Consider the following 15896-nt stretch of genomic DNA (forward strand, 5'->3'; position numbering starts at 1 on the left):
CAGTATGAGCGTCAATCCTGAGCCGTCCCACGAGACGGGTTCCGCCGGACCGGAGCCGGAAACCGGGACGAGCGCCGTGGCGGACCCCAAGGCGATGCGCAGGGCGTTCGGGATGTTCGCCACCGGCGTCACCGTGGTGACCGTCGGCGGCGGCGGTCCGCACGCCATGACGGCCAACTCCTTCACCTCGGTCTCGCTCGACCCGCCGCTCGTGCTGGTCTGCGTCGACCGCGGCGCGATCATGCACGGCTGCCTCGCCGCGGAGGGGACCTTCGGGGTCTCCGTCCTGGCCGCCGGCCAGGAGCCCCTGGCCAGGCACTTCTCCAACCGGTGGCGGCCCCTGGGAGCCGCCCAGTTCGACACCGTCGACTGGCTTCCCGGGCCGCTCACCGGCGCCCCGCTGCTCGCGGGCACACTCGCGCGCTTCGAGTGCGAGCTGTGGCGCGCCTACGACGGAGGCGACCACTCGATCTTCGTCGGGCGGGTGCTCTCCATGGAACAGCAGGACGACCGGGACGGCCTGCTGTTCTTCCACGGCAGGTTCCGCCGGATCATCCCAGATCGAAGCGAGGTGACAGCTTGAACCCCACCGGAGGAGGCGCCGCGGCCGTGCCGGGCGGCGGGGCGTCGTCCCCGGCGCCCGGCCGGCTGAGACCGCCCGGACCGCCGCGCAGAGCCGCGATGGGCCTGTTCCTGAAACTGGCCCGTGACCGGCTCTCGCTGATGACGTCGGCCGCCGAGCGGTACGGCGACGCGGTCCGGATCTCCCTCGGGCCGAAGACGCTCTACTTCTTCAACCACCCCGACCACGCCAAGCACGTGCTGGCCGACAACAGCGCCGGCTACCACAAGGGGATCGGACTGGTCCAGGCGCGCCGTGCCCTCGGGGACGGGCTGCTGACCAGCGAGGGCGAGCTGTGGCGCAAACAGCGCAGGATGATCCAGCCCGCCTTCCAGCACCGGCGGATCGCCCAGCAGGCGGGTGCCGTCGCGGAGGAGGCGGCGGGACTGGTCGGCAGGCTGCGGGCGCACCGGGAGGGCGAGCCGGTCGACGTGCTGGGGGAGGTGACCGCCCTGACGCTCGGGGTGCTCGGCCGTACCCTGCTGGACGCCGACCTGGGCGCCTTCGGCTCGGTCGCGCACTCCTTCGAGGCCGTGCAGGACCAGGCGATGTTCGAGATGGTCACGCTCGGCGCGGTGCCGACATGGCTTCCGCTGCCCAGGCAGCTGCGCTTCCGCCGGGCGCGTGAGCAGTTGCAGCGGGTCGTCGACCGCCTGGTGGCCGAACGTTCGGCGCGCGGCGCGGCCGAGGGGGACGACGTGCTGTCCCGGCTGATCGTCTCGACCGGGCAGGAGGCCGATCCCCGGGTCGGCGGCAGGCGGATGAGGGACGAGCTGATCACCCTGATGCTCGCCGGGCACGAGACGACGGCCAGCACCCTGGGGTGGACCTTCCATCTGGTGGACCGCAATCCCGGGGTGTGGGACGGGCTGCACGCCGAGGCGGTCGAGGTGCTCGGTGACCGGCTGCCCGGCTACGAGGACCTGCACCGGCTGAGGTACACCACGATGGTGGTCGAGGAGGCCATGCGGCTCTACCCGCCGGTGTGGATCCTGACGCGCAGCGCGCAGCGGGACGACCTGGTCGGCGCCTACCACGTGCCGGCCGGGGCGGACGTGCTGATCTGCCCCTACACGCTGCACCGGCATCCGGGGTTCTGGAGGGACCCTGAGCGCTTCGACCCGGAACGGTTCGCCCCCGAGGGAGCCGCCTCCCGGCCGAGGTACGCCTACATTCCCTTCGGCGCCGGTCCCCGCTTCTGCGTCGGCAACAGCCTGGGCATGATGGAGGCGGTCTTCGTGGTCGCGATGGTCGCCAGGGAGCTGCGCCTGACCGGGGTTCCCGGCCACCGGGTGGTCGCCGAGCCCATGCTCTCGCTCAGGATGCGCGGAGGGCTCCCGATGACGGTGCGCCCGGCCGGGTGAGGGGGTTTTCTGGGCGGGAGGTTCCCGGGACGGCGACGGCCGCAGGCCTTCATGGCTGCGGCCGTTTCCGATGGGCGCGGGAGGTCAGCTCGCCACCGAGTTGAGCGCCACCAGGCGCACGTCGAGCAGGGCGAGCAGCACCGGGGGGTCGAGGGTTCCCATCGGCCGCAGCTGTACGTCGGCGGGCTTGACCACGACGTCGCGCCGCACCGTGATCGGTCCGTAGCTCCCGACGTAGAGTGACGGGTCCCTGCCCAGACTGCTGATGATCTTCTCATTTCCCGGGGCGACGGAGTGGGCCAGCAGATGCCAGGTGCCCTGGGGCACCCTCTCAAGCACGTAGGGGCCGGGCCTGCGCAGCACCGTGCAGCGGACCGGCGGCCCCTGTGGGATGCAGGTGGGGAAAAGCCCGACGAAGATGAGGCCGCACTGACCCGTGGTCGGAGCCCAGATCTTGCCCTGGACGGTCGTCAGCCGGGTCTCCTCACCGTCGTTCCTGCCGCTGGTGAGGATCAGCGGGGCGAAACCGCCGTGCTGCCGGTAGGTGGTCGGCGCGAGACCGACGCAGCTCTTGAAACGGGAACTGAAGGTGCCGACGCTTGAGTAGCCGACCTGGATGCTGATGTCGGCGACGCTCAGCGAGGTCGACAGGAGCAGCCGTTTGGCCTCCTGCAGCCGCAACGCCGACAGGAAACGCCCAGGTGAGATACCGGTTACCTGTCTGAAGACCCGGGAGAAGTGAAATTTGCTGAACATGGCGGTGCGGGCCATGTCATCGATGGTGAGCTCGTCGCCGAGATGCTCACGCATGGTCTCGATAACTCGTCTCACAGCTTTCTCAAGAACTTCCTCCATCATTCCTCTCCGTGTGTTGAATATTCATCAATATGAATGACGGGAAAGGTCGGCCTGTAGTCGGCTGGTCGTCTCGGAGAGTTCGACTCCCATATTCATTCGCCCCTTCCGGGGCTTGTATGTGCCAGTCGAACGACTAATAAAAAAGATCGGCATCAATATTTCTAAATCAACATCTGACTGCTGTCAACTGTGCTAGTGAAGCGTGCTCACCGTGTCTGAGCTGCTACTCTAGGTTGTGAGCGGCGTTAATTGGGTGTTAGTGCGCCACAGAAAACCCTGAAGAATGAGGCTTGACAGGACGGCAATTCAGAAGATGCGTCGGACGGGGTGCCGCTCGGACGATGGATCAGACCGGAACTGAATTCGATATGTGAGTTCCAATTGGTCGCAGATCCCGCCGTGCCGGGCCAGGGCCTCGACGTCCCGTGCCCGCTGCCGGGCCGGTCCGTGAAACGAGGGTTCGGCCGACGCGCCGGCTTCCGGCCCCCACGCCGCACCCCCTCGCCGACAGGAGGAAACGCCGGTGCAACCGGGTATCCCAGACGAAGAACAGGCCAGGACCATGACGCTGGAGGCCTTCGCGGACACGATCGTCCCCGGTGAGAAGCGCTCACCCGGCGACGAGGCGGTCGCGGGGGCGGCGGCGGGCGGGGGCGCGGTCGCCGCGGGCGCCGTCGAACTGCTCGAAACCCCCGCGGCCGGGCTGGCGCCCGCGCTCGGTGACCTCGCCCGGCTGCTCAACGAGCACGCGCGGGCCTACGCGGACCAGAACGGGATCGACCTGACCGCGGCGCTGCCGCCGTTCGTGGCCCTGCCGTTCCCGCATCGGACCGCCCTGGTCGGGATACTGACCTCCCCCGGTCACCCGGAGCGGGAGGTGTGGGTCAGCGTCGCGCTGTTCAGCAACATGGCCTTCGACACCGCGGCCCACATGCACACCCTCGACGCCCTGGCCGCCGGTCACCCGGGGCTGACGGCGATGGGCTTCTCCGGGCCGCAGGAGGACGGCCTGTGGCGCTTCCCCGTCTACTCCTACGGCCGCGAACTGGCCCGCCTCCACCCGGCGACGACCTCAACGGGGAGCCCCGCATGACCGTGACCGAGACGACGGACGTCCTCGTGGTCGGCAGCGGCTTCGGCGGCGCGATCACGGCCTACCACCTCGCGGCGGGCGGCGCGCGGGTCGTGGTGCTCGAACGCGGTCCCTGGCTGCAGGGCGAGGACTTCGACCACGACTTCAAACTCGGATCGAGCTACACGCGGATCTTCGACTTCGTGGTCGGCGACGGCATGAGCCTGCTCGGCGGCAACTGCGTCGGCGGCGGCAGCGTCGTGTACTTCGCCGCCATGCCCCGCGCCCCCCGCTTCGTCTTCGACCGCAGGGGGGCCATCGGCCGCAGGATGTGGCCCAAGGCCGTCACCCGCGACACCCTGGAGCCCTGGTACGACCGGGTGGCCGAGGCACTGCCCGTGACCAGGCAGGACTGGGACGCGGTCACCTACTCGGGCGGCCTGTTCGCGGCGGCGTGCGCGCACGCGGGGCGCACGGCCAACCCGGTGCCGGTCGCCATCGACGGCGAGAGGTGCACCAACTGCAACTGGATGATGGCCGGGTGCCGCTTCGACGCCAAACGGTCGCTGCTGTTCAACTACCTGCCCGCCGCGGTGGCGCACGGCGCCCAGGTACGGCCCATGCACGAGGTGCAGCGCCTGACCAGGAACGACGACGGCGGCTACCGGGTGCACTACGACATCGTCGACGACGAGGACTACCGGGTGCACACCGGGAGCGGGACGATCGACGCCAAGATCGTGATCCTGGCCGCGGGCGCCGGGGCGACCCCGGTGATCCTGCAGCGCTCCGCGCCGGACCTGGGGGCCATGCCGTACGCGGTCGGCAGGTACTTCTCCGGCAACGGCGAGCGGCTCAACACCGCGATCCTCAACGAGGACAGGGTCCGTGACCTGCTCGGGCTGTCCCGCGGAGACGGCCCGGCCTACGCGGCCTCCCAGATCGGCAAGGGGCCGTGCGTGGCGAGCTGGGACCGCCTGGACGGCACGCTGCCCGAGTACTCCCGCTACTCGCTGGAGCAGCTCTACTTCCCGCCCGGCTTCGGCACCATCCTCGCCCAGGTGCCCGACGCCACCGGCCCGACCTGGTTCGGCGCGGAGAAGAAGGAGATCGTACGGCGCTGGCAGTCGTGGCTGACCGTCTTCACGATGAGCGAGGACGACAACGAGGGCGTCTTCGGACCGCCTCCGCCGACGGGCAACGCCGTACGGATCTCACAGCAGATGCTCGGGCGCGGCCCCATCCAGTACCGCCCGACCGCCAACACGCTGCGCGGCTGGGAACTGGCCGACGCCGAGGTCCGCGACATCCTGGAGCGCGACGGGCTGTCCAGGGTGATGCCGTGGACCAACGACGTGGTCGGCGCCTACACCGTGCACCCGCTGGCCTCCTGCCGCATCGGCGACGACCCCAGCACCTCGGCGCTCGACGACCGCCACGAACTGCGCGGGCACCCGGGCATCTTCGTCACCGACGGCTCGGCCGTGCCGGGGGCGCTGACGGTCAACCCGGCGATGACCATCGCGGCGCTGGCCGAACGCGCCGTCCCGGGCATCGTGCGGGCCGCCAGGCAGCGCGGCGTCGAGGTCACCTACGGCGCCCCCTCCCCGGACGGCGCCACGAGCGGCAGGCGCGCCGCGCTGCCGTTCGTGCCCAGCCTGACGCACAAGTAGCCCCCCGGGCGCGGGCGGGTGAGCCCGCGCCCGGCCGACCTCAGGGAGCGCGCGATGGAAACGACACTCCTGCGGCGGGTCCTCAGGAAACCGCTGCGCGGCTCGCTCCGCCAGGTCAGGCACGTCCGCCCGGTGCCGCCCGCGCGGGCGCGGGGCCTGGTCGCCGAGGTGTACACGCGCTCGGAACGGGAGTTCGGCATGCTGGCGCCGCCGGTCGCCCTGCACTCGCCCGCCCCGGAGATCCTGGCCGCCTGCTGGATGATGCTGCGGGAGACGCTGCTGACCGGCGGCGGACCGGGCCGGGCGGTCAGGGAGGCGGTCGCGACCGGCGTCTCGCTCGGCAACGCCTGCCCCTACTGCGCGGGCGTGCACGGCGCCGCCCTGGGCGGCCTGGTCCCCCCGGAGGGCGGCGCGCGGCGTGATCTCGCGCCGGTCGAGGAGTGGGCCAGGGCGAGCGGGACGCGCGGGCGGGCGACGCCGTTCCCCGGGGAACAGGCCGCCGAGCCCGTCGGGGTCCTCGTCGGGGTCGCGGTCACCTTCCACTACCTCAACCGCATGGTCAACGTGTTCCTCGACGAGACGCCGCTGCCGCCGCGGACACCGGGGATGGCACGCGGCACCCTCATGCGGACGCTGGGCCGGCTCATGCGGCCGACCGGTGGGGGCGTCGAGCCGGGCGGCTCGCTCGACCTGCTGCCCATGGCCCCGCTGCCCGGCGACCTGTCCTGGGCGGCGGGCGCGCCGGGCGTCGCGGGCGCCTTCGCCCGCGCGGCCTCGGCGATCGAGGCGGCGGGCCGCCGTTCGGTGCCGGGCCCCGTCCGTGACCTGCTGACGGCCAGGCTGGCGGCCTGGGACGGCGGCCACCCCGGGCTCGGCGGGGCGTGGGCGGAGGAGGCGGTCGCGGACCTGGCCGCCGAGGACCGCCCCGCCGGGCGGCTGGCCCTGCTGACGGCCTTCGCCTCCTACCGGGTCGGCGAGGCCGACGTGGACGCCTTCAGGGAGAGCCGCGGGACGGGAGACCGGGAGCTGGTCGAACTGACCGGGTGGGCGAGCATGGCCGCGGCCAGGACGGTGGGCGGCTGGACGCGCGGGGAAAGTCCGTGAACCCCTTTCCCCGGCCGGTGGAAAACGCCCGGCCGCGGCACGGGAAACGCGCCGCGGCCGGACATTCGAGAAAGCTTTCCTTTTCCGGGGGCCCTCAGGTGCGCGCCGTCGCGCAGCCACACGCCATGGCCGACCGCTCGGATTCGTTCGGACGGCGGTGCAGGACCATCGCGACCACCATCGGGGCGAAGACGACGGCGTTGTAGAACAGGTGCAGCTCGACCCGGGGAAAGAAGACCTGCAGGACACTCGTGGGAACCGGCCTGCCCATCAGGTGGTTGCCGGTCATCGCCTGCAGGAGCAGCAGCAGGTGCTCGAAGTGGTGCCAGACCTGGATGCCGAGTGAGATGTTCCACCAGGTGCGGGAACGGCCGGTGAACCCCTTCCTGAGCATGACGAGACCGATGAGCATGAACAACGCGTAGCCGTAGTGCATCCACTCGGAGGTCACCAGCCACGGGAACGGCAGCCCGAGCACGCCGCGCGCCTGCGGGACCGGCCAGCCGAGGACGTAGATCTGCACGGCCTGCGCCACGTGCTCTGCCCAGTGGGCGACGACGAGCACGAGGAAGACGTTCAGCCAGGTCCTGTGCCGGGGTCCGTTGACAATTGCCATTCTTCCAGGAAAGCGACCCGCCGAAGCCGCCTCAGAAGCCATGCGGAAACCTCCGCTCTCGCGCCGAACAATTTCTCTGACGTTGCGACGACAACGTCGTCAACCGTAGCGGTGCCGAATCGGCCGCTTCTTCTCCTGGATTGCCGAATTCGCCTTACGCGGACGATAACGCCGGTCCGCTGAAAGCACAATGGGAGAAGACAATGGGATCTTCACTCGTGCACGCTTGCTGCGAAACGCCCAGTGATTCCGCCATGAGCGAGGTATTTCTGATGCTGGTGAGCGTGACAGGCGGCACCGGATTCGTCGGGGCCCATTCGGTCGCGGCGTTCCTGCGGGCGGGGCACCGGGTCCGCCTGCTCGTCCGCGAACCGTCCGGGGTCGCCCGCGCCCTGGCCCCTCTCCTGCCCGGCCCGGCGCCGGGCGGGAACGCCGACGAGGACACCTTCTCGGACACCTTCGGGGACGCCGTCGAGGTGGTGACCGGAGACGTCACCGACGGCGAGGCGGTCGGCCGGGCGGTGCGGGGGGCGGACGCCGTGCTGCACGCGGCGGCGGTCTACACCTTCGACAGCAGACGGCGCGCGAGTGTGCGGCGGACCAACGAGCGGGGCGCCGAGGTCGTGCTCGGGGCCGCGCGCGCGGCGGGAGCCGACCCGATCATCCACGTCTCCAGCGTCGCGGCGTTGTTCCCCGCCCCCGGCGGGGTCGTCCGCGAGGACACCCCCGTCGGCAGGCCCCGCGAGCCGTACATGGCGAGCAAGGCGGCGGCCGAGGCCGTGGCCCGGGGCCACCAGCGGGAGGGCGCCCCGGTGGTGATCACCTACCCGCCGGCCCTGCTCGGCCCGCACGACCCCAGGCTCGGCGACCAGACCGCCAGGCTCCGTGACGTCCTGCGGGGCCTGATGCCGGTCTGGCCGCTCGGCGGGCTGCCCCTCGGCGACGTGCGGGACACCGCCGCGCTGCACGCCGAACTGCTCACGCCGTACGGCGGCGGCCCGGCCAGGCACTTCGGGCCCGGCCACTACCTGACGACCCGGCGCTATGTGGAGGTGCTGCGCGAGGTGACCGGACGCCGCCTGCCGACGCTCTTCCTGCCCGCCCGCGCCATGCTCCCGGCCGGGCTGCTGGCCGACCTCGCGCAGCGGGTGTGCCCCTGGCACATCCCGGCGCAGTACGGCGCCGTCTACGTGTGCGCCTGCGCGACACGGGTGGCGGAGGGGGCGAGCACCGGCGGCGTCGTCCCGCGTCCCGTCGCCGAGACGGTCGGCGAGACCGTGCGCTGGCTGCACGCCAACGGGTCGCTGTCGGACCGGCAGGCGGGCACGGCGCGCGGGGACCTGACGCCGGTGAGGGCGTCGTGACCCCGGCAGGCAGGCGGACCGGCCTGCGGGACGACGTCAAAGACGTGCCCGCCCTCTCCGACGCGCGAGGGGAGGACGGGCCCGGCGAGCCGCCGCGCTCGATGGACCTGCTGCGTGAGCGGCACGGCAGGTTGCGCGGCCGGATCGCCGAGGGCTCCCGGGCCGCGGTCGAGCGGCAGCGGTCGCTGGGCAAACGGACGGCGCGGGAGCGGCTCGACCTGCTGCTCGACGAGGGCTCCTTCACCGAGATCGACATGTACCGCCGCCACCAGGCGAACGACCTGGGGATGGGTGAGCGGCGCCCGCACACCGACGGGGTGGTCGCCGGCTCGGGCACGGTGGACGGGCGCCGGGTCTTCGTCTACGCCCAGGACTTCACGATCTTCGGCGGCTCACTGGGCCACGCGCACGCGGCGAAGATCCACAAGGTGATGGACCTGGCGATCGCCACCGGAGCGCCCCTCATCGGGCTCAACGACAGCGGCGGCGCCCGTATCCAGGAGGGGGTGATGTCCCTGGACGGCTACGGCGGCATCTTCCGCCGCAACGTCCAGGCCTCCGGCGTGATCCCGCAGATCAGCGTGATCCTCGGCCCCTGCGCCGGGGGAGCGGCCTACTCCCCGGCCCTGGCCGACTTCACCTTCATGGTCCGCGAGACCGCGCGGATGTACCTGACCGGCCCCGACGTCGTCGAGGCGGTCAGCGGCAGGCGGGTCACCCACGACGAACTGGGCGGCGCCGAGGTGCACGGCGGTCGCTCCGGGGTGGCCACCTTCGTGCACGACGACGAGGAGAGCGCGCTTGAGGACGTGCGCTACCTGCTGTCCCTGCTGCCGAGCAACAACCTGGAGCCGCCGCCCGCCGGGCCGCCGCGCCAGGCCACGACCGACCACCGGCCCGGGTTCGCCGAGATCGTGCCCGTCGAGCCGAACAGGCCGTACGACATCCGCTCGGTCGTCGCCGAACTGGTCGACGACGGCGAGTTCCTCGAACTGCAGGAGGGCTGGGCGCCGAACGTGGTGTGCGCGCTGGCCCGCGTCGACGGCGAGGTGGTCGGCCTGGTCGGCAACCAGCCCATGGTGCTCGCGGGGGTCCTGGACGTCGCGGCGTCACAGAAGGCGGCGAGGTTCGTCCGCTTCTGCGATGCCTTCGGCATCCCGCTGGTGACACTGGTCGACGTCCCCGGCTTCCTGCCCGGCCCCGACCAGGAGCACGCGGGCATCATCAGGCACGGCGCCAAACTGCTGTACGCCTACTGCGAGGCCACCGTGCCCCGCGTCCAGGTCATCCTGCGCAAGGCGTACGGCGGCGCCTACATCGTGATGGACTCCCGCTCCATCGGCTGCGACCTCTCCCTGGCCTGGCCGACGAACGAGATCGCCGTGATGGGCGCGCAGGGAGCGGTCAACGTCATCTTCCGCAAGGAGCTGGCCGCCGCGGCCGACCCGGCCGAACTGGCCGCCGAACTCGTCGCCGAGTACTCCGAGCGGCTCATGCACCCGCACTACGCCGCGGAACGGGGACTGGTCGACGACGTGATCGACCCGGCGGAGACACGCGCCGCGGTCGCGCGCGCCCTGGCCATGCTGCGCAACAAGCGCCAGACGCCGCCGCAGCGCAAACACGGCAACATCCCCCTCTAGGTTCCGTTCCGCGGAGCCTCACGCCCGCCGCGGTCACGCAGGCGGTGCCTCGCGGAACAGGCCCTGACCTCCGGTCTCCTCGACCTCGGCCCGCATCCGGTCCCCGGACAGGGCGACCGATCTCCTCGCGCTGTCCAGGTCGTCCCCCGAGCTGACCATCAGGGCGGTGAGCTGGGCCTCGAAGCAGCGCTCGGCGTCGTAGGGGGCGATGAGGTAGCCGCCGAGCTCCAGGGTGACCAGCCCGTGGATCGCGCTCCACATCTGGTGGGCGACGAGTTCGGCGTCCTCCGCCCTGAACCGGCCCGCCTCGAAGCAGCGGGTGGCGCACTTGACGACGTTGCCCAGCGTGTAGCGCCCGTGCTGGCGGTCCTCCTCCGTCAGGGAGAAGCCGGCCAGCGACGCCCCGCCGAACATCACCGCGTACAGATGCGGGTTGGCCAGCGCGTTGTGGCGGTAGGCCCTGCCGAGCAGCGCCATGTCGGCCACCGGGTCACCGGTCTGGCGCACGTGGGTGAGATGGCGCTGCAGCCGGGCGAACCCCTCGTGCACGATCTCCCGCACCAGCCCGCTCATGCCCCCGAAGTGGGTGTAGACCGCCATCGTCGAGCTGTCGGCCTCGGTGGCGAGCCGCCGGGTCGACAGGGCCTGCGGTCCCTCCTCGGCGAGCAGCCGGGCGGCGATGTCGACCAGTGCGGGACGTGTCCTGGGGTCTGCCCGGCGGGGACTCATGTTGACAAGTATTACATAACGCCGATATGTTTCTAAGCACAACACCGTTATGGTATTGCTGACCCCGCCCGGAGGAGGCGCCTCATGGCCGCCCCAGCTCGCGCGTCCGGCCCGGCCCCCACCTGGGTGCCGTCACCGTTGCGGCTCCCCGTCGAGGGAGCCCTTCCCGAGGGGCTCGACGGGTGCTTCCTGCAGGCCTTCCCGCATCCCCTCGGCGACGGCAGGACCCTCCTGTCCGGCGTCGGCCTGCGCGGGGGAGAGGCCTTCCGGCACCGCGCCCGCACGACCGTCCCTCCGGCGAGCCCCTTCGGGCCGGTGCCCGCCCTGGCCCCCGCCGTACGGCCCGCGAACCCCGGCGGCCGGGTCCCCGGGCCCCTCTCGCTCGCCAGGCCCGTCCGCGACCCCGCCACCGGCCGGTGGCACGCCGTCGCCTCCTACCCCGGGCTGGGACACGCCGAGCACCTGGTCGCCGACTCCGGCGGCGCCGTCCGCCACGCCCGGCCCTTCGCCCTCGACGGCGCGCCCCTCATGAGCGCCGCCGCCCTCACCGGGCACCACGTCGTCGTGTTCGACCCGCCGGTCCTCCACGACCGCGCCGCCGCCCTGGCCGGGACCCGCCCGCCGTACTCCTGGCGGCCGGGCGCGAGGGCGCGCGTCGGCCTGCTGCCCCGCGAGGGGGCGCCGGAGCCGCGCTGGTTCGAGATCGGCCCCTGCCACGTCTCCCGGGCGGTGAACGCCTACGAGGAGGACGGGAAGGTCGTGGTCGACGCCGTGCGCCACCCCCGGGCCTATGACGGGGCCCCCGGCCCGCAGGGGTCGCCGCGGCTGTGGCGCTGGACACTCGACCCGGTCACCGGCGCCGTCGGGGAACGGGAGCTGGCACCGGGGGTGGAGACGGCCCTGGCCGACGAACGGGCGACGGGGCGCGCGCACCGCCACGTGTTCGGCTCCCGTGACCCGCGGGAGGGCGCCGCGCTCGTCCGGTACGACCTGAGGACCGGCGGCCTCCGGGAACACCGGCTCGGCGCGGGGAAGCGCGCCGGGGACCCCGTGTTCGTGCCCCGGGGGCCGGCTGAGGGCGACGGCTGGCTCCTCGTCTTCGTCCGGGACGACGCCAGGCGAGAGGGCGGGTTGCTGGTGCTCGACGCGCTCGACCTGGCGGCCGGGCCGTACGCCGTCGTCCACGTCCCCTGCCCGCCGCCCGCCTACGGCCGCGCCGCCTGGCTGCCCGCCTGACCTCGGCGGAGAGCCGCACCGGAGAGCGCCGGAGAGCGCTGGAGAGCATCGCAATCCGGGAGATGCGCTGTACAGCGGGCGGATGTGACGCTGACTGCGTGACCGGACGCGACGGCGGCCGTCCACGGCGGGGGTGACGGCCCCGGCCGCCGGCGCCCGCCCGTGCCCGTCGTGCCCGCGAATCCGCCCCGCCCCCGGCCCCCGGTTCCCGCCCGCGCGGGCGGCCCGCACGGCGGGCTCAGGCGGAACGAACGGATTGGAGTACGCGATGGCTTCCCCTTCCACCCAGGGTTCCGTCCAGGGACGCTTCGCCGCCCAGGCGGCGCTGACCCCGGACGCGACGGCCGTCTCCTTCGGCGACCTCCGCCTGACCTACCGGGAGCTGGACGAACGGGCCAACCGGCTCGCGCACCTGCTGCTCGGACGGGGAGCCCGTCCGGAGAGGCCGGTCGCGGTGCTGATGGAGCGTTCGGCCGACATGGTCGCCGCCATCCTGGCGGTGCTCAAGACCGGGGCGTTCTACCTGCCGCTGCACACCTCCCACCCGCCGGAGCGCATCCAGTGGATCATGGACCACGCGGGCGCGCCGATCCTGCTCGCCGACGCGACGACCCTCGGGCGCGGCCTGCCGGAGGGCGGCCCGCTCGTCGTCGTCGACGGAGGCCGTGAGTCGGCGGGGGAGTCCCCGGCCGACCCGGGCGTGGACTCCCACCCGGACCAGCTCGCCTACCAGATGTACACCTCGGGCTCGACGGGAGAGCCGAAGGGCGTCGGCGTCACCCACCGGGGCGTCCTCGGGCTGGCCTTCGACTCCTGCTGGGAGGGCGGGCGGCACGAACGGGTGCTGATGGTCGCGCCGCACGCCTTCAGCGTCTCCACCTACGAGCTGTGGGTGCCGCTGCTGAACGGCGGCCGGATCGTCGTCGCGCCCCCCGGCGTCCTCGGCGTGGCCACCCTGGGCAGGCTCGTGACCGAGGAGGCGATCACCGGTCTGCACCTGACGGCCGGGCTGTTCCGGGTGCTCGCCGAGGAGGCGCCCAAGTGCCTGGCCGGGGTGCGCGAGGTGCTGACCGGCGGGGACGTGATCGCGCCCGAGGCCGTACGGCGGGTGCTCGACGCCTGCCCGGACACGGTGGTCAGGGCCATGTACGGCGCCACGGAGACGGCGCTGTTCGTCACCCACGGCCCGATGACCGCCCCCTACACCGAGGAGGGCGCCGTACCGGTCGGCGGCCCGCTCGACGACGTACGGCTGCGCGTCCTCGACGAGGCCCTCACCCCCGTCCCGCCCGGCACGGTCGGCGAGCTGTACGTGGGCGGCACCCGCCTGGCGCGCGGTTACGCGGGCCGGGCCGACCTGACCGCGCAGAGCTTCGTCGCCGACCCGTTCGCGGGACCCGGCGAGCGGATGTACCGCACCGGCGACCTGGTACGGCTGACCGCCAGGGGACAGCTCGACTTCGTCGGCCGCGCGGGCGACCAGGTGAAGATCCGGGGTTTCCGGGTCGAACCCGCCGAGATCGAGGCGGTCCTGGCGAGACACCCCGGGCTCGCCCACGTCGCGGTCGTCGCCAGACGGGCCGAGGACGGAGAGAGAAGACTGGCCGCCTACGTCGTGCCCGGACCCGGTGGCGCCGACGTCGAGGCGTTGCGCGCCCACGCGGCGCGGGCGCTGCCGGACTACATGGTGCCCGCCGCGTTCGTCGTGCTCGACACCCTGCCGCTGACCCCCAACGGGAAACTGGACCGCGCGGCGCTGCCCGCGCCCGACTTCACGGGCCTGCCCGCCTACCGCGCCCCGAGCGGCCGGCTTGAGGAGACCCTGTGCGCCCTGTTCGCCGAGGTGCTCGGCGTGACGCGGGTCGGCGTCGACGACAGCTTCTTCGACCTCGACGGCCAGTCGCTGCTGGCGATGCGGCTCATCAGCCGCATCCACGCGGAACTGGGCGAGGACCTGCCGATCAGCGCCCTGTTCGACACCCCGACGGTCGCGGGCCTGGCGGCGCGGTTCGGCGGCGCCTGACGGCTTGTCAGCTCTTCGAGCCCTCGCGTCCGAAGCCCGGTAACGGAGAAGGAGAACGAGATGGCCAACCCCTTCGAGAACCCGGACGGAACCTTCCTCGTGCTGGTCAACGAACAGGGCCAGCACTCCCTGTGGCCCGTCTTCGCCGCCGTGCCCGCGGGATGGGCCGTCACCCACGGCCCCGCGGGGCGTGAGGACTGCCTCGGCCACGTCAGGCGGCACTGGACCGACACCCGGCCCCGTGACCTCGCCGCCCACCTGGACACCCCGCGCTGAACGCCCAGGCCGGGGCCGTACGCCGCGATCCGCACGGGTCCCTCACCGGCCGTTCGCGGGTTCCGCGGACATGCGGGGGCCCGCACCCACGGACACCACCGGCAACCGGCCGCGCGCCGGTTCCCGACCACCGCAACGCACGAGGAGTGGCACGTGACCATCGACGCCGCGCGCGGTACGCCCCCGGGGACCGTCACAGCGCCCCCGCCGCCCCCGCCGCCCCCGCAGGAACCCGTCCGGCTGCTCACCCCGGACGGCAGGCGGGTCGAGCACCCGGACTACGACGCCGTCTTCACCGCGCGGGAGGTCAGGAGCCTCTACCGGGACCTGGTGATCGTCAGGAGACTCGACGAGGAGGCCCTGGCCCTGGCCAGGCAGGGAGAGCTGGCCGTCTGGCCCTCGCTGCGCGGCCAGGAGGCGGCGCAGGTCGGCTCGGCCCGCGCCCTGCATCCCGGGGACATGGCCTTCCCCAGCTACCGCGAGCACGGCGTCGCCTGGTGCAGGGGCGTCGACCCGGTGCGGGAACTCGGCTCCTTCCGGGGGATCAACCACGCCGGGTGGGACCCCAGGGAGCACAACCTGCACCTGCCGACGATCGTCATCGGCAGCCAGGTCCTGCACGCGACCGGCTACGCCATGGGCGTCCAGCGCGACGGCGCGGAGGACGCGGTGATCGCCTACTTCGGCGACGGCGCGACCAGCGAGGGCGACGTCAACGAGGCGTTCGCCTGGGCGGCCGTGCAGAACGCGCCGATCGTGTTCTTCTGCCAGAACAACCAGTGGGCGATCTCCGAACCCACCGAGCGGCAGTCACGCGTCCCGCTGCACCGGCGCGCGGACGGCTTCGGCTTCCCCGGCGTCAGGGTGGACGGCAACGACGTGCTGGCCTGCCTGGCGGTGACCGCAAGGGCGCTGGACAACGCGCGCAGCGGGCAGGGGCCGACGCTGGTCGAGGCGTTCACCTACCGGATGGGGGCCCACACGACGACGGACGACCCCGGCCGCTACCGCCCGCGCGCCGAGACCGAGGCCTGGCTGCTCAAGGACCCCGTCGAACGGGTCAGGACCTACCTGCTGGCCTGCGGCGCCGCGGACGAGGCCTTCCTCGCCGAGGTCGAGGCGGAGGCGGAACGGATCGGGGCGGACCTGCGCACCCGGTGCCGGGAACTGCCCGATCCGGACCTCGACGAGCTGTGGGACAACGTCTACGCGGCCGAGCACCCGCTGGTCGAGGACGAGCGCGCCGCCTTCGCCGCCTACCTCGCCTCCTTCGAGGACACGCCGCGATGAGGGAGACACGCGAAGGGAGGCACGAC

General features: G+C 72.7%; 14 protein-coding genes. 11 read left to right on the top strand and 3 right to left on the bottom strand.

What is annotated here, in order from left to right; all coding sequences use genetic code 11:
* Nucleotides 1–4 precede the first annotated feature (4 nt).
* Complete coding sequence (locus ABZ463_RS02310) at nt 5–583, top strand: flavin reductase family protein (protein WP_352012643.1); 579 nt, start codon at nt 5–7, stop codon at nt 581–583.
* A complete protein-coding gene (locus tag ABZ463_RS02315) occupies nt 580–1986 on the top strand; it encodes a cytochrome P450 (protein WP_362772113.1) in 1407 nt (468 codons plus the stop codon). The genes ABZ463_RS02310 and ABZ463_RS02315 overlap by 4 nt, the downstream gene beginning before the upstream one ends.
* 84 nt (nt 1987–2070) lie before the next feature.
* Here the strand turns inward: ABZ463_RS02315 and ABZ463_RS02320 are convergent, their stop codons facing one another.
* A complete protein-coding gene (locus ABZ463_RS02320) occupies nt 2071–2796 on the bottom strand; it encodes an AraC family transcriptional regulator (RefSeq protein ID WP_362772115.1) in 726 nt (241 codons plus the stop codon).
* 571 nt (nt 2797–3367) lie between these two features.
* Between ABZ463_RS02320 and ABZ463_RS02325 the strand changes: the two genes are divergently transcribed.
* Genes ABZ463_RS02325 through ABZ463_RS02335 form a run of 3 tightly spaced genes read left to right on the top strand, consistent with a single transcriptional unit; the run spans nt 3368 to nt 6693 of the window.
* Nucleotides 3368–3937, top strand: a complete 570-nt coding sequence (locus tag ABZ463_RS02325) for a DUF5987 family protein (protein WP_352012640.1) — start codon at nt 3368–3370, stop codon at nt 3935–3937.
* The gene (locus ABZ463_RS02330; RefSeq protein ID WP_352012639.1) at nt 3934–5589 is read left to right on the top strand and encodes a GMC family oxidoreductase; all 1656 of its coding nucleotides are present in this window, start codon (nt 3934–3936) and stop codon (nt 5587–5589) included. The genes ABZ463_RS02325 and ABZ463_RS02330 overlap by 4 nt, the downstream gene beginning before the upstream one ends.
* Before the next feature lie 54 nt (nt 5590–5643).
* Nucleotides 5644–6693: a carboxymuconolactone decarboxylase family protein gene (locus ABZ463_RS02335; protein ID WP_362772118.1), complete on the top strand. Its 1050-nt coding sequence runs from the start codon at nt 5644–5646 to the stop codon at nt 6691–6693.
* Nucleotides 6694–6787: 94 nt separating this feature from the next.
* Here the strand turns inward: ABZ463_RS02335 and ABZ463_RS02340 are convergent, their stop codons facing one another.
* Nucleotides 6788–7309 (bottom strand): hypothetical protein, encoded by a 522-nt coding sequence (locus tag ABZ463_RS02340; protein WP_352012637.1) that lies wholly within the window; start codon nt 7307–7309, stop codon nt 6788–6790.
* A 254-nt stretch (nt 7310–7563) separates the two neighbouring features.
* Between ABZ463_RS02340 and ABZ463_RS02345 the strand changes: the two genes are divergently transcribed.
* Nucleotides 7564–8673, top strand: coding sequence for an NAD-dependent epimerase/dehydratase family protein (locus ABZ463_RS02345; protein WP_362772120.1), 1110 nt, complete (start codon nt 7564–7566; stop codon nt 8671–8673).
* Nucleotides 8674–8774: 101 nt separating this feature from the next.
* Entirely contained in the window at nt 8775–10316 is a 1542-nt protein-coding gene (locus ABZ463_RS02350; protein ID WP_362772216.1) for an acyl-CoA carboxylase subunit beta, read from the top strand.
* 33 nt (nt 10317–10349) lie between these two features.
* On the opposite strand, the gene ABZ463_RS02355 is transcribed toward ABZ463_RS02350, so the two are convergent.
* Nucleotides 10350–11045, bottom strand: coding sequence for a TetR/AcrR family transcriptional regulator (locus ABZ463_RS02355; protein WP_352012635.1), 696 nt, complete (start codon nt 11043–11045; stop codon nt 10350–10352).
* 84 nt (nt 11046–11129) lie between these two features.
* Here ABZ463_RS02355 and ABZ463_RS02360 point away from each other — a divergent pair, with 84 nt between their 5' ends.
* The 4 genes from ABZ463_RS02360 (at nt 11130) to pdhA (ending at nt 15870) form a co-directional block, all read left to right on the top strand.
* Complete coding sequence (locus ABZ463_RS02360) at nt 11130–12281, top strand: carotenoid oxygenase family protein (protein ID WP_362772122.1); 1152 nt, start codon at nt 11130–11132, stop codon at nt 12279–12281.
* Nucleotides 12282–12549: 268 nt separating this feature from the next.
* Nucleotides 12550–14304: a non-ribosomal peptide synthetase gene (locus ABZ463_RS02365; protein WP_362772124.1), complete on the top strand. Its 1755-nt coding sequence runs from the start codon at nt 12550–12552 to the stop codon at nt 14302–14304.
* Nucleotides 14305–14364: 60 nt separating this feature from the next.
* Nucleotides 14365–14580 (top strand): MbtH family protein, encoded by a 216-nt coding sequence (locus tag ABZ463_RS02370; protein ID WP_352012632.1) that lies wholly within the window; start codon nt 14365–14367, stop codon nt 14578–14580.
* 240 nt (nt 14581–14820) lie between these two features.
* Nucleotides 14821–15870 carry a pyruvate dehydrogenase (acetyl-transferring) E1 component subunit alpha gene (gene pdhA / locus ABZ463_RS02375; protein ID WP_362772218.1) on the top strand — a complete coding sequence of 350 codons (1050 nt, stop codon included), beginning with the start codon at nt 14821–14823 and terminating at the stop codon, nt 15868–15870.
* Nucleotides 15871–15896 lie beyond the last annotated feature (26 nt).

This window comes from Streptosporangium sp. NPDC020145, from assembly GCF_040631275.1.
In the GTDB taxonomy this organism is placed as follows: domain Bacteria; phylum Actinomycetota; class Actinomycetes; order Streptosporangiales; family Streptosporangiaceae; genus Streptosporangium.